General features: G+C 52.1%; 8 protein-coding genes. 3 read left to right on the top strand and 5 right to left on the bottom strand.

What is annotated here, in order from left to right; genetic code table 11:
• Positions 1 to 114: 114 nt before the first annotated feature.
• Positions 115 to 1,452, bottom strand: coding sequence for a hypothetical protein (locus ACSPJT_RS06850; RefSeq protein ID WP_435895626.1), 1,338 nt, complete (start codon positions 1,450 to 1,452; stop codon positions 115 to 117).
• 188 nt (positions 1,453 to 1,640) lie between these two features.
• On the opposite strand from ACSPJT_RS06850, the gene ACSPJT_RS06855 reads away from it, so the two are divergent.
• Genes ACSPJT_RS06855 through ACSPJT_RS06865 form a run of 3 tightly spaced genes read left to right on the top strand, consistent with a single transcriptional unit; the run spans position 1,641 to position 6,975 of the window.
• Complete coding sequence (locus ACSPJT_RS06855) at positions 1,641 to 3,251, top strand: c-type cytochrome domain-containing protein (protein ID WP_435895627.1); 1,611 nt, start codon at positions 1,641 to 1,643, stop codon at positions 3,249 to 3,251.
• 39 nt (positions 3,252 to 3,290) lie between these two features.
• Positions 3,291 to 5,846 carry a leucine-rich repeat domain-containing protein gene (locus ACSPJT_RS06860; RefSeq protein WP_435895628.1) on the top strand — a complete coding sequence of 852 codons (2,556 nt, stop codon included), beginning with the start codon at positions 3,291 to 3,293 and terminating at the stop codon, positions 5,844 to 5,846.
• Between the two features lie 55 nt (positions 5,847 to 5,901).
• Complete coding sequence (locus tag ACSPJT_RS06865; RefSeq protein ID WP_435895629.1) at positions 5,902 to 6,975, top strand: metal-dependent hydrolase; 1,074 nt, start codon at positions 5,902 to 5,904, stop codon at positions 6,973 to 6,975.
• Here ACSPJT_RS06865 and ACSPJT_RS06870 read toward each other — a convergent pair.
• The 4 genes from ACSPJT_RS06870 to rpoC all read right to left on the bottom strand — a co-directional run bounded on the left by ACSPJT_RS06870 (position 6,972) and on the right by rpoC (position 14,305).
• Entirely contained in the window at positions 6,972 to 7,943 is a 972-nt protein-coding gene (locus tag ACSPJT_RS06870; protein ID WP_435895630.1) for a YihY/virulence factor BrkB family protein, read from the bottom strand. The genes ACSPJT_RS06865 and ACSPJT_RS06870 overlap by 4 nt on opposite strands.
• Positions 7,944 to 7,952: 9 nt before the next feature.
• Positions 7,953 to 8,720 (bottom strand): dienelactone hydrolase family protein, encoded by a 768-nt coding sequence (locus ACSPJT_RS06875; RefSeq protein WP_435896188.1) that lies wholly within the window; start codon positions 8,718 to 8,720, stop codon positions 7,953 to 7,955.
• Between the two features lie 102 nt (positions 8,721 to 8,822).
• Positions 8,823 to 9,893 carry a hypothetical protein gene (locus ACSPJT_RS06880; protein WP_435895631.1) on the bottom strand — a complete coding sequence of 357 codons (1,071 nt, stop codon included), beginning with the start codon at positions 9,891 to 9,893 and terminating at the stop codon, positions 8,823 to 8,825.
• 218 nt (positions 9,894 to 10,111) lie between these two features.
• Positions 10,112 to 14,305 (bottom strand): DNA-directed RNA polymerase subunit beta', encoded by a 4,194-nt coding sequence (rpoC, locus tag ACSPJT_RS06885; protein WP_435895632.1) that lies wholly within the window; start codon positions 14,303 to 14,305, stop codon positions 10,112 to 10,114.
• Positions 14,306 to 14,336 lie beyond the last annotated feature (31 nt).

Here is a 14,336-nt window from a genome sequence, read left to right on the forward strand (position 1 = left end):
GCAAAAAATCAATATACGGGGGAGAATAATCGTATGTTTATTCTGACAACATCGCTCTCGATGAAATATCACATCTAGCAGACAGCAGCCCCCAATGTCTGTTATATAAGCATCTCAGGGTGCTTCGGACGCTGCTTTTTGATACCCCTCATGGGTATTGAGAAGAATCAGGTGGATCCGCTCCTTTTCCCGACGGCTTAACTCTGGAAGCCCCGATAATTTGAGGTCTTTCGTTAGAATCGCGTGCAATTGGCGAAGTGTCTCGGATTTGACCGGTTCCGGCAACATCTTGAATGAGGCACTATGGATCATGTAACTGCAGCGGTATTTGAACATTCGTTTTTGCAGCCGGAGATCGCGCAGTGACCAATCGTTATATGATTTTCCTCGTTTGCTGAACACCTGGGTGAACGCCTCCGATCCCTGCACTCCATCGCCAAGCAATGGCGTTTCGTTAGCGAAGAGCAGAGCTTTAAGAACTTCACTGACATGCGTCCGGATCATCTTTGCGGATGACTCGTCCTTTGGATCAAATTGGCCATCATGCATTGCCCTGCTGAGATAAACCCGCCGGAGGTAATTCATTCTAACCGACGATAGAACGTTATGCACCTCGATCTGGTGCTCCATCACCATCAAGGCAACTATGTCGCTTGTGTTCGTGAGGTAGGCATCGGTATTGAGGTAGTCGCTGAGGTCTTGGACGTTTTGACCGTCTTGCTCCCGAAATTGCTTTTTCCCGTCAGTAGATAGAGTCATCCACTTGTTTCCCATGTGTTTGTCATCGCCATGTTTACCAGTGACATACCACCCTCCCCATCGCTCAGACATCGGGCTGGCAGGCGTGGTGATGAACGAACCCCAATCCAGAAGTGGCTGGCCGTCTTTTTCCGGGTAAACCGAACGAACCAATAGACCCGGAACATCGTGCGTGTTCGCATTCGAGTGGCAGCTGAGGCAGGTGGTCGTTCGTTCAAATCGACGCTTTTCCTGAGGTAGCGAGGTATCAAAGCTGTAGAACATCATGCCTTTCAGATCGTCACAGGCGATCACCTCAATGATGCCACCTGGCACGTAACCGACATAGAAGTCCTGATTGAAATAGAGCACCCGTGGATTTGTCGGGCTTATCAGATCGCGCTGTTTGCTGGTCTTGGAAAAAACCAAGGTCTGGGAAGCGACGGGAATATTCAGTTCATCTAGAAGAGCCTTGAGGATTTGTCGGGAATCGCTGCCCGGCAGAGTCCGGCGCTGCTCGTCCATCGCGGCCTGGAGACGGGTGATGGTATTGTCATCCTTAGCCCTACTGTAATTCACCGGGGCTAGATCATACGCCTCTTTGGGCTGCGCCGTGACTGGCACGGACATCAGTAACAACCCTACGAAAACCCACGCCCGATACAGCATCGAGGGGCTGGATTTTCTTGGGAGGAATGGTGGTTGCTGCTTCATGGCAGGAGGTGATTGAAAAACTGCCGCCTTTAATCAGTATTTCAAGTGCTTATTTTACGCTTATCGGGTCGCTTTCTATCGTATTTTATCCAGATTTTCGCAAAATATCGCCCAAATCCGACATAATATTACTTTATCATGTGCCTGCTTGAAAGTTGGTTCGATAATGATTAGTAAACCACCTCACCATGGCTCGAGCTACTGAAAACACCATCCCCATGCACAACTCCCTGCAAAAGAAATTTTATCCGATTTGTCTTCTCCTCGGCATTCTCGCCATTTTCGGCGTGGCCATTATGCCTCTCTTTGGCGAGGTCGGTATGGCAAACCCGAAAGACGCTGAAAACCTCGGTCTCTGGGTCAATTTCCTTGGCCGCTTTCACCCCCTGTTCCTGCACCTTCCCATCGGAGCTCTGATGCTGGTGTTTGTTCTCGAGGGAGCCAAGCTGCTTAGCCGTGGGAAATACCAGCCAAACACGACAATGGCACTGTTTTTCGCCTCTGCGACCGGAATCTTCGCGGTCGTCTTTGGCTACTGCCTCTACCTCACTGGTGGTTTCGAGGGAGACCTGATTGAAGAGCACAAGCGCGATGGCATTATCTTCACCATCTTGGTCATTGTCGCCTTTCTCGTCAAATACACCTCGGACATCAAACCCGCCACCCAGTTTTACAAACCTCTCTACGGCATCCTTCTTCTGACCAGCGGTGCCGTGATGATGAGTGCCGGCCACCACGGCGGCGAAATCACCCACGGCGACCCGATGAATGCTCTGCCTTCGAAAATCATCGATCAGCGTGAGCAGGTGAAAAATAAACCCGTCGATACCGATCCTGTGGTCTACACCGGCATCGTGCACAACATTCTTGAAGAGAAATGCATCAGCTGTCACGGCGCGGATAAGCAGAAGAGCGGACTCCGTCTGGATAGCTATGCCGCCATGCTCGATGGTGGAGAAGAGGAAGAGTGTCTGGTCCCCGGCGATCTTGAGAAGAGTGCCCTCATCTCCTTCCTGCACCTGCCGATGGATGATGACCAGCACATGCCACCTGAAGGCAAAACTCAACTGACCAAGGAAGAAGTCGAGATCCTTGAATGGTGGGTAAAAATCGGAGCCCCTGAAAAAGCACGACTCAGTGAAGTTGAAGTCACCCCCGCTATTCAGCTGGCATTGGACTCGCTGGTAAGCCCGGAGGAAAGGGCTCGCATGGAAGAAGCACAGCGTGCTGCCATGGCTGCCAAGAAAGATGCTGACCTCAATAAACGCAGCCAGCTGGCGTCCTCACTTAAAAACGTCAACGAGAAGTTCCCTGGCTCGCTGACTTACATTTCTCAGGAGAACACAGACCTCGCATTCACGGTCGTCAGTTTCCGCAAGATCTTCAAGGACGAGGACCTCGCAATCCTCGATGACGTTGCCGACTCCGTGATTGAAATCGATCTCGGCTCATCTTTGATCACCGACAAAGGCGTCGCGATGCTTTCAAAATTCAAGAATTTGCAGTCGCTCAAGCTGAACGGCACAGCCATCACCGACCAGAGTCTGGAAGCCCTCAGCGGACTGGAACATCTTGAGTCACTCAATCTCTACAACACCGCAGTGACAGACACAGGACTCAAATCCCTGCACGGAAAACCGAATCTGCTCAAAGTCTACCTCTGGAATACCAAGGTGACCGACGCCGGTGTCAAAGAGCTGGAGAAATCCCTCACCGAAGCCCGTGCCAAATCCCAAGAACAGGTCAGCGAATCCGAGCGCGATAAGCGCATGCCTGAGCTGATCCGCGGCACTTCCTAAGCATCTCCTGTCAGGGGTCGCGGCCCACAAAAACCAGTCATGCGCGAGCCCCTCGTCAGCACTGTCTCATCCACCTTCACAAGACTGTGGGTAATGATCTTTCTGATCAGTGCTCTCCACGCAGATGAGTTCGGCCTGTTTGACTACGAAGTGAATGATGACGGAGTATCCGTCACCATCACCAATTACCCGACATCAGCTACTGGCCATGTTTCTGTGCCAGCCTACATCGAGGCTAAGCCTGTCACCCACATCGGTCATTCCTCTTTCTCATCTTGCACAAGTATTACCAGCGTAGGTCTACCGACTACAGTGACGACCATTGAGCCCTATGCTTTTAATGCCTGCCGCTCCCTTACTCAGATCACTCTGCCACCTAGCCTCAAAGTCATTGACGAAGGTGCGTTCACTGCCTGTGAAGAGCTCGAGACGATCATCCTGCCTCAGGGGTTGACCACCATTGGACCAAGTGCATTTTACAGTTGCACCGCGCTGACCCAAATTACCATTCCCAATAGCGTCACTTCGCTCGGAAGCAGCGCTTTTGCTTTCTGTGATGAGTTAAATAGCGTGACTCTCCCAGCGAGCATCGGCCTGATAAATCATTCCACTTTCCGCAATTGCAAGAAACTGGCCTCAATCGACCTTCCTGAGGGCATTACGGAAATTGGTTCTCATGCCTTCGGCGGCTGCATCATACTCGATAACCTTGTCATTCCTAACAGCGTCCTAAACATTGGATCTCAATGTTTTTCCTATTGCAACACGCTCAAGGCCATCACTCTGGGTTCAGGGGTCGCCATGTTAGGTGAGCAGGCATTCTCTAACTGCTCCACACTTGAAAATATCATCATCCCGCCCAACGTCGTTGCCATTGATAAAAGGTGTTTCGAAAATTGCAGGGCACTGACCCAGGTGTCTTTCTCTTCTGGCTTGGCCTCCATTGGAGAAGAGGCGTTTTACCGCTGCAGTATGCTGATCAGCGTGCAATTACCAGGGACGATTATTGAAATGGGAACCCGCACCTTTTATGGATGTTCTGCCGTTACCGAGGTCTCTTTGGCCGATGGTGCTACTGTCGTCGGCGAGCAAGCATTTAGCGACTGTAGCTTGCTCGAAACAGTCATACTCCCAGGCAGCGTGATTTCGGTGGGCAGTGGTGCATTTAGCCGATGTGGTAAGTTGACTTCAGTAAGCATGGCAGAGGGCACAAGCTCGATAGAAGCTGACGCATTCACCCACTGTAGCGGCTTAACAACAGTCACCATTCCCAATAGTGTTTCTCACATCGGAGAAAGTGCCTTTGCATACTGCACTGAACTGAGATCCATCACACTGCCTAACAATATAACCACACTCGAGGAAGGCGTGTTTGGCTACTGCTCAAACTTACTCAGCATAACCGTTCCAGAGGGAGTAACGCACATCGGACGCTACTGTTTCACGTGGTGTCAAAGATTGGAGTTTATAAACCTCCCCTCGAGCATCAGCTATTTCGGTTATGGCGCGTTCAACGTCTGTTCAAGTCTCGCCCAGATTGATTTCCCTGCTGAGCAAACTGTCATCGAGCCGTTTACATTTGCCTCCTGCTCAAGCCTCACTGAATTTGAGATTCCAGCGGGCGTGACAACGATCGGAATATCCGCCTTTTCCTCATGTAGCAAACTGACTGACATAGCAATACCTGCTAGTGTGAACAGCATCGGCAGCTCAGCATTTAATGGATGTTCTAGCATTCGCTCGATCACCATCCCAGAGGGCATCACACTGATCGATGCGTTTACATTCAGGGGTTGCATGAGTGCGAGGACGATTCATATCCCTTCATCGGTCACCACCATCAAACGCAATGCTTTTGACGCATGTTCATCCGTTGAGGAAATAAGGATACCAGACGGGGTAACCGCTCTTGAGAATAGCACTTTTTCTGAATGTGACTCCCTAACAAAAATCTGGCTACCCGATAGCTTAACGATGATTGGGAGCTTCACATTTTCAAGCTGTGATAAGCTCAAAGAAATTTTTCTTCCCAAGAACCTCACTTCCGTCGACTTCCGAGCATTCAACGGATGCGATGAATTGTCGGCTGCCTATTTTTCAGGTGATGCCCCTACTCTCGGTCAGTATGTATTCGCAAACTCAGCCGTAGATTTTAAGATCTACTACCTCAGTGACAGCAGTGGATTCAGCCAACCAAGTTGGCAAGGGTATCCCTCAGAGATGATCGTTACTTCGATTGATGGAACAGTTACTTGGTTACTCACTCACCATATCAACCACCAGACTGATCTGGGGAATGATCTCAATAACGATGGGGTAAGTCTACTCATGGCCTACGCCCTGGATTTAAATCCCAATGACAATCTGGCAGGTGAGATGCCACAGGTGCAGGTAGACAGCGAACAGCTTAGCATGACCTTCCATGGTTCCAGCCCTGGAGTTCTGTATGAGGTCAAAGTGAGTCAAAATTTACAGGATTGGACGGATACCGGAGTCACCATCACAGGTCCAGACGCCAGTGGCGTGGTGACAGCTGTCGCTCCGCGTGGTCAGCCCAACTGTTTCATGCGCCTTTCAGTAACTCAGAACCCCTGATTGTATTGAGGTGACTATCCTTGCCGTTTAGCGGCATCTGGCTAGCGTATGCCCCATGGATTCATTGACCCAGGCAACTCTAGGCGCATTGTGCGGTGAGATCACCATGCGCAAGCAGCTGGGGTGGAAAGCACCCGCTTGGGGATTTTTCTGGGGCACCTTGCCAGATCTCGACATCATCGCCTCCCCTTTTCTCGAGCCTCTCGATCGTCTAGGCTGGCACCGTGGACTGTCTCATTCGTTACTGGTGATGTTGGCTGCGACTATTATCTTTGGGTATTTGTTAGCTAAACTTCATCACAAAAAGGGCATCACGCCCGTGCAGGCTGGCTGGTTTATTTTTTTAACATGGAGCACCCATGTGACCATCGATTGCTTCACCACCTACGGCACCCAGATTTACGAACCCTTCAGCGATGCACGAGTGGCATGGAATAACATGTCGATCATTGATCTGTTTTTTACGGTTCCGATGTTACTGGCTCTAATCCTGGTGCTGTTTTTCAAAAAGGAATCCCCTGCCCGCACCTGGATCGGACGGACGGCGGCGATCTGGTTGTGCTGTTATGTTGCTGCCAGCTTCTACATCAAAGATCTGGCTCGGGAACATTTTGAAAAGGAACTCGCCGCGCAAGGTATCACAGCGTCAAAAATGGTAACGGCTCCCACCCTCTCTAACATCTTCCTCTGGCGAATGGTGGCTGAGTCCGAGGGAAACTATCACATTGGATACTGGTCGATCTTTGATTCGGACGACCGCGACACGGCATTCGATCAAATTCCTGCTAAGCACGAAGACTTGGGAACCTTCGCAGAAAGCGCCGAGGTGCAAAAACTGATCTGGTTTTCGCAAGGGTGGTATCAAGTCATCCGGTCCAACAACGACCCGGACTCTCTGCTGTTCATCGACATGAGATTTACTGAAATGCACACACCGGGAAAAAAGGCTCCGGTCTTTGTGTGGAAAGTCACTCGTGAAGGAAATGACTATCAATTCCGTCAGGTTTCATTCCGCGAGAATGTCGATATGAAATCCACCCTTGGATATCTCAGGGAAAGAATTCGTGGCGATGCGCCTGACTGGATGCAGGGTAGTTGGCCGTGGGAGACTGATCAAAACTTACCTTAAGTATCAGCATCTTCCCTCGCCACGTGGTCGGCCACATAGGCACCTCGCTGCCCCATTGGGCGATCGCGGCCTCGAGTGGTATCACAGGTCGTCTGCAGCTCCATCTCACTGTTCAGCTCAGCGCCTAACATGATCGAGAATCCTGTCATGTAAAACCAGAGCAGCAGCAATACGATTGCGCCCAGCGATCCATAAGTCTTGCTGTAATCGCCGAATGATGACGTGTACCAAGTGAACAATGCCGAGGCCAGGATCCAGAGGAGGGCTCCTAGGAACGACCCCCAAGTCACCCATCGCCACTTTGCTTTCCGACGGCAGGGAGCGAATCGATAGATGATTGCCAGCCATGTCATCACGGCCACAAACATCAGTAGCCATCGTGAAACAGAAATAAGAACTTCGGTGAACCAACCCAGCTGAATGTAAGCCATGACCGCTGGCACAACGGCAAACAAACCCATCACCAGAATGACAAAAAACACACCACACACGGTGAGTCCCAGCTCCAAAGATTTCCTTCTAACAAACTTCCGACCATCAGGCTCACCGTAGGCGACATTCATGGAGGTGATCAGGGCGTTCATCGCTTTACTCCCTCCCCAGAATGCCAAGGCAAGCCCCAGAATCAGCCCCCAACCGGCTGCCAGATCATTGCCCGCGAGGCGCTTCAGCTCCACCGCGATCAAATCCATGACCTCACCGGGGATGATTTGATTAGCCCCTTCTAACTGGCGCTCAACGTCAGTCCTATCGGCGACAAGTCCATAGATAGACATGACCGCACCCAGCGCTGGCACCATCGCCAACATGAGATAGAAGGCGATCCCTGCGGCCGTGAAATTGACACGATCCTTCTTAAGCTCAGCCCACACCCGTTTGGTAATTTGCCACCACCCGTGTGCTGAAATATCACTGGGGCTCTGAATATTTTCATCTAGCCCCTCTTCTGGTTCGTTGCTGATTCTCACCGCTGTTAATTACAGATTAAAAACCTGCTGCATGAATATCATCATGTCTTTCCAGCTGCGCTGATCTGCTTTCTCGTTATACGCCGCACCTTTGCTATTATCATTTCCAGCCATTTTCTGGGTAAATGCATGCACTGCGTTGCCGTATTTGACCAGCTGCCAGTCCACCTTGTGATTGCGCATTTCCTCCTCGAAGGCTGCCAAGTCCTCAGCTTTCACATGAGGGTCATCGGCTCCATGTAGTGCCAGCACGCGGGCTTTGATTTTGGCTCCATCAGCAGGCGTGGGTGAGTCCAGTCCGCCGTGGAAGCTGATGACGCCTCCTATCTCGGCTCCGCTTCGTGCCAGCTCGATGACACCTGTGCCGCCGAAGCAATATCCAATGGCCACCACTTTGTTAGAATCCGCCTCTGGAAGTTTCAAGGCCTCAGCTAAGCCGATTTTTAGACGACTGCGGAAAAGACCACGGTCACCCTTGTATTTTCCCGCTTGCGCTCCGGCCTCCGAACGGTCCTTTGGTCGGACTCCCTTACCATACACATCGACGGCAAAGGCCAAGTATCCGAGCTCCGCCAATTGCTTGCAGCGCATCTTCTCATAATCGGTCAGGCCCATCCACTGATGAACCACCAGAACGACTGGCAGTTTCCCCTCCGTGTCCTTGGGCATAGCCACATATCCCTCCAGTGCTGTGTCCCCATCTTTATATTCCACCGATCTCTCAGTAAGCTCGGCTCCGTTTGCAGAGGTAATGATGAGAAGACTGAGCATCGCCATGTTTTTCCATAATGATTTCATATTCCGACTCTAGCACATGAGCTGAAATCTGCATATGGATATGTCAGCCATGACTGACTAACAGGAGATATGATCAGGCTATTACCGCTCTGAAATTTTCGGCAAAGGCACGCTTTTCACTAACTTGTCTGCACGACCTCTAACGTCAGAGGGAGATCCAACAATAAAAATGAGGGATTGGGTCAACGATGAATTCTCGGGCCAATTGGTTTCTATCGCAGGCAGAAGGATGTTCAACCTGTGTTGTGGCAGGTCGAGCTTGTTGAATGCCAACTGCGTCTTGTGATCGTTCTTGGGAATTTGTTTGGCACCGAAAGCGACCGCAAACGCAAGGGTGTCGGAGTGGGCCATGGCCCAGCCCCCAAGCTCTTCAGGTTGCCAGAACTGGTAGCCATTTTTTTTGAATTCGCCACGCCCGTGTGACTGCATCGGCAGAATCGTGCGATTCAACGGCGTCCACCCCTCGAAATAAGAAGTCATGGTTTTGGGCCCGTGATGGATGGCTATCAACCGTGTCTTCTCTTTCTTTTCGCGTTTTGGCTTACCTACATCAAACGTCTTTTCGGTGACATTGTGAAGGGTCCAAGGATGTCTGAAAACCGTGCGTGTGAGTTTTAGACTGCCATCATCGAGCACCTCGTAGCGCGATGTGGTGTCAAATTTTGGCCGACCGTGGCGGTCGAGAACTTTGTAAAACCAATGCTCAATGCGAGATTCGAATACCAGTGTTTTGGTGGCTCCACTTTCGGGAGTCTTGAGCACAGAGCATAGGGCATCGCCGTGATAGCAGCCTTCCATCGTGACGTTGGCACGCACATCGCCATCGCCGAGCTTGTGGGGAAGCGCTTCATAGCGCGAGTTCCAATATGTCCACTGGATCACTCGGTCCGTTGTTTCCCCTTGGAAAGATTCTCCGATCAAATTCTGCTTAGGCGCAATGACAAGATCGTAGATACCATTGATGGCGCCTCCCAAGTTGAAGGTGTAACGAAACCTCTCTTTCCCTTGGACCGAGACTAACAAGACACGCTGATCTGCTGAGTAAATCGCAGTGGTGGCCTGAGACTTCTGTGTGTCTTCAGCAGTCGCTGGAGTCCCATGGGAAAAGAGAAACACCAGACAGATGGCAGCCGCTGGAAATGGGATCTTCATATGTTTTGGGTTACTCTCAAGCATGAGACACGGCAGGCTGACTGAACTCTATCGATACGAGATAATGGGACGTATACTTACAGCTCAGCAATCTCGAAACCGGTTTAGTGTCGAAACCGGAGGATTGTGGCAAATCCTCCCTACCGAATAACCTAACAACAAAAAAGCCCGGTAGCGCGCTGGGCACTACCGGGCTTGTTGATTTTTCGACTTAGCGGTTAGGCACTGGCTTCCTCAGACGGGCTGTCTGTGGCAGGAGTGATTGAACCCTCACCATCTTCGATGATTTCTGCTGGTTCTTCCTTCACTGGCTCTGGCTCTTCAACGGTGAACTCAATCTTGGTGTCACGGTGCTGGTGGAAACCAGTTCCGGCAGGGATCAAGTGACCCATGATGACGTTCTCCTTGAATCCACGGAGGTGATCAACACGACCGATGGTCGAGGCGTCTGTCAGCACGCGAGTGGTGTCCTGGAAGGACGCCGCGGAGATGAACGACTCGGTCTCGAGGGATGCCTTGGTGATACCAAGAAGCACTGGCTCGGACTCGGCGGCCTTACCACCTTGAGCGACGACGGACTCGTTCTCCTTCTTGAAGGTAGTACGGTCGATCTGGTCACCCCAAAGGAATTCGGTATCGCCTGGCTCGGTGATTTTCACTTTGCGCAGCATCTGGCGGATGACGATTTCAATGTGCTTGTCATTGATTTCCACACCCTGGAGACGGTAAACGCGCTGCACCTCGTTGGTAAGGTGCTCCTGGAGCGCTTGTGATCCACATGCCTCGAGCAGATCGTCCGGAGAGACAGGTCCCTCAGTGATCTGGTCGCCGCGGTGAAGGATGTCTCCTTCTCCAACGATGATGTGTTTACCCATTGGCACCAAGTGATCAGCATGTTCGCCGGTCTCCATATCGGTGACGATGACTTTCTTCTTACCACGCACGTTCGGTCCGTAGGAAACTTCACCGTCGATCTTGGCGATGGTGCAGGCCTCTTTCGGGCGGCGGGCTTCGAAGAGCTCGGCAATACGTGGCAGACCACCGGTGATGTCACCAGTTTTAGCGATCTTACGTGGAGTTCTGGCGAGCTGTGCACCACCGACGACACTGGCACCTTCCTTGACGGAAAGGTGAGCGCCCACAGGAATGGAACAGCTGTAGATGACTTCGCCGGACTGCTTGTCAACGATGACGATCTGCGGGTGCAGGTCTTCTTTGTGCTCGGTGACAACCATACCCTTCTTGCCGGTTTCCTTATCGGTCTCGGACTGAACGGTGATGCCTTTGATCATGTCACGGAACTCAACCTTACCGGCTTTCTCGGTGAGAATTGGCACGTTGTATGGATCCCATGTCACGAAGGTCTGGCCTTTCTTGACGGACTCACCGTCTGGCACAGAGATCACGGAACCGATCACCAAGTTGTAGGACTCGAGCACGAGGCCGTCCTTGTTCTTGATCACGATTTCGCCCTTCTTGTTGAGGGAAACGAAGTTACCGTCGGCGTCCTTAACAGCGCGCACGTCTTTGTAAGCAACGATACCAGCGTTCTTGGCCTTGATGATAGGCTGTTTGAACGAGGACGATGCCACACCACCCACGTGGAAGGTACGCATGGTCAGCTGGGTTCCGGGCTCACCGATGGACTGGGCGGCGATGATGCCGACTGCTTCACCAATCTTGGCGAGTTTTCCAGAAGCGAGGTTCAGGCCGTAGCACTGCTGACAGCAACCGCGGTCTGCTTCACAGGTAAGTGTGGAGCGGATCTTGAGACGCTCAAAGCCGAGTTCCTCGATCTTGTTCGCTTCCTCTTCACCGATCATCTGACCGATTTCGAGAACGACATCGCCACTGACGGGGTCGACCACTTTCTCACCGGAGACACGACCGTAGATGCGTGATGCCAGGGAGGCTGCCTCTTCGTCGTTTTCGATGATTGGGATGGCGGTGATTCCGTTGACGGTGCCACAGTCTTCTTCAAAGACGATGACGTCTTGGGAAACGTCGACCAGCTTACGGGTCATGTAACCGGAGTCAGCTGTCTTCAGAGCGGTATCGGCAAGACCTTTACGCGCACCGTGGGTGGAAATGAAGTATTCCAGCACGGAGAGACCTTCACGGAAGTTCGAGGTAATCGGGCGTTCGATAATGTCACCGGACGGCTTGGCCATCAGACCGCGCATACCGGAGAGCTGCTTAATCTGCTGCTTGTTACCACGAGCACCGGAGTCCACCATGAGGAACAGCGGGTTGACGAGCTTGTCGCCTTCGTTGTGTTCCAGTTTACGGTAGAGGGCGTCCGCTATGTTATCGGAAGCGTGGGTCCAAATATCGATCACCTGCTGGTAGCGCTCGTTGTCAGTGATGACACCGTTACGATACTGTTTGGTGACTTTCTCGACTTCGGCGTAGGCCTTGACGAGTTCTGGCTTCTTCTCCTCGGGCACCACCATGTCGATGATACCGATGGAAATACCGGAACGGGTCGCTTCCTTGAAACCGAGGCTCTTGAGATCGTCCAGAACCAGCACAGTGCCGGCCTGACCAGCGACTTGGTAGCAGCGCCAGATGATGTCACCGATTTGCTTCTTACCAACGTTGAAGTTGATGAAACCAAGACCGGAAGGCCAGATTTCGTTAAAGCGGACACGACCAGGAGTCGTGCGGATGATCTTTGGCTCAGGGTCACCGTAGGCTTTTTTGCCGTCGTTGTAATCGGGGTTACGGAGACGGATCCAATCGTGGTAGCCCACCTTGCGTGAAGCAATGGCGTACTCAACCTCTGTGGTATTTTCAAACAGGGGCAGGTGCACTTCCTTCTGCGCCTCAAGCTCCTTCGCAGTCAACTGACGTGCGTAGGTGAGGTAGTAGGAACCGAGAATGATGTCCTGTGAAGGAACCGTGATCGGCTTACCGGAAGCAGGTGAGAAGATGTTGTTAGGCGCAAGCATCAGCTGGCGAGCCTCCATTTGTGCCTCGATAGAAAGTGGCACGTGCACGGCCATCTGATCACCATCGAAGTCAGCGTTGTAAGCAGTACAAACCAGCGGGTGAACACGGAGGGCAGAACCCTCGATGAGCACTGGCTCGAATGCCTGAATGGACAGACGGTGCAGAGTAGGTGCGCGGTTCAGCATCACCGGGTGGCCTTTGGTCACCTCTTCGAGGATATCCCAGACCTCGGTGGTCTTGCGATCGATCATCTTCTTGGCACTGCGCACGGTATGGCAGTAGCCAAGCTCTTTCAAGCGACGGATGATGAATGGTTCGAACAAGGTCAGAGCCATCTTCTTAGGAAGACCACACTGGCCGAGCTTCAGCTCAGGTCCAATCACGATGACGGAACGACCGGAGTAGTCGACTCGCTTACCGAGAAGGTTCTGACGGAAACGTCCACCCTTACCTTTCAGCATGTCGGAGAGCGACTTCAGCGCGCGGTTGCCAGCACCTGTGACGGCACGACCGTGGCGGCCGTTGTCAAAGAGGGCGTCGACAGCCTCCTGAAGCATGCGCTTCTCGTTACGAATAATCACGTCCGGAGTCTTCAGCTTAAGAAGATTCTTAAGACGGTTGTTACGGTTGATCACACGACGGTAGAGGTCATTCAGATCAGATGTAGCAAAGCGACCACCTTCCAATGGCACCAGCGGACGAAGATCCGGTGGGATGACTGGAAGCACGTTCATGATCATCCACTCAGGGCGAGTGTTAGATTGGTCGAAGCCGCGAGCGAGTTTGATACGCTTGGCGAGCTTCTTCTTGGTCTGCTTGGAACGGGTGTTCTGCATTTCCTCTTCCAGTTGCACGGTAAGTTCACCCAGTTTTACCTGGCTGAGGAGTGACTGGAGGGCTTCGGCACCCATCTCGGCTTTGAAGTTTCCTTCACCGTAGGCGTCCTCGGCATCGAAGAGTTCGTGTTCACTGAGAAGCTGACCAAGCGCGAGCTCGGAGCTTCCGACGTCGGTCACCACGTAGTCCTCGTAGTAAATGATACGTTCCAGCTGGCGGGCGGCCAAGTCGAGGACGAGACCGATACGGCTGGGCATACACTTGTAGAACCAGATGTGGGAAACAGGCACGGCCAACTCGATGTGGCCCATGCGCTCACGACGCACGCGGGAGAGAGTGACCTCCACACCGCAACGGTCACAGACCACGCCTTTGTGTTTGATACGCTTGTATTTGCCGCAAGCACACTCCCAGTCACGGGTGGGACCGAAGATGCGTTCGCAGAACAGACCGCCTTTCTCAGGCTTGAAGGTCCGGTAGTTAATTGTCTCAGGGTTGAGCACCTCGCCACTGGACCAGCTACGGATGATATCCGGTGAGGCGACAGTGATGGCGACGTGGTCGAACTGCTCAGGTTTTTCATTGACCCCGAAGAGTTCACGCAGATTGTTTTCAACGCTCATAATATAGATTTTGAAGTGTTAAGATTAAGTT

The sequence above is a fragment of the Oceaniferula spumae genome (assembly GCF_042849255.1).
GTDB classification, from domain to species: domain Bacteria; phylum Verrucomicrobiota; class Verrucomicrobiia; order Verrucomicrobiales; family Akkermansiaceae; genus Oceaniferula; species Oceaniferula spumae.

Coding starts and splice junctions, on each gene's coding strand:
- ACSPJT_RS06850 (WP_435895626.1), bottom strand. CDS start 1,452: ATGAAGCAGCAACCACCATTCCTCCCAAGAAAATCCAGCCCCTCGATG.
- ACSPJT_RS06855 (WP_435895627.1), top strand. CDS start 1,641: ATGGCTCGAGCTACTGAAAACACCATCCCCATGCACAACTCCCTGCAA.
- ACSPJT_RS06860 (WP_435895628.1), top strand. CDS start 3,291: ATGCGCGAGCCCCTCGTCAGCACTGTCTCATCCACCTTCACAAGACTG.
- ACSPJT_RS06865 (WP_435895629.1), top strand. CDS start 5,902: ATGGATTCATTGACCCAGGCAACTCTAGGCGCATTGTGCGGTGAGATC.
- ACSPJT_RS06875 (WP_435896188.1), bottom strand. CDS start 8,720: ATGGCGATGCTCAGTCTTCTCATCATTACCTCTGCAAACGGAGCCGAG.
- ACSPJT_RS06880 (WP_435895631.1), bottom strand. CDS start 9,893: ATGAAGATCCCATTTCCAGCGGCTGCCATCTGTCTGGTGTTTCTCTTT.
- rpoC (WP_435895632.1), bottom strand. CDS start 14,305: ATGAGCGTTGAAAACAATCTGCGTGAACTCTTCGGGGTCAATGAAAAA.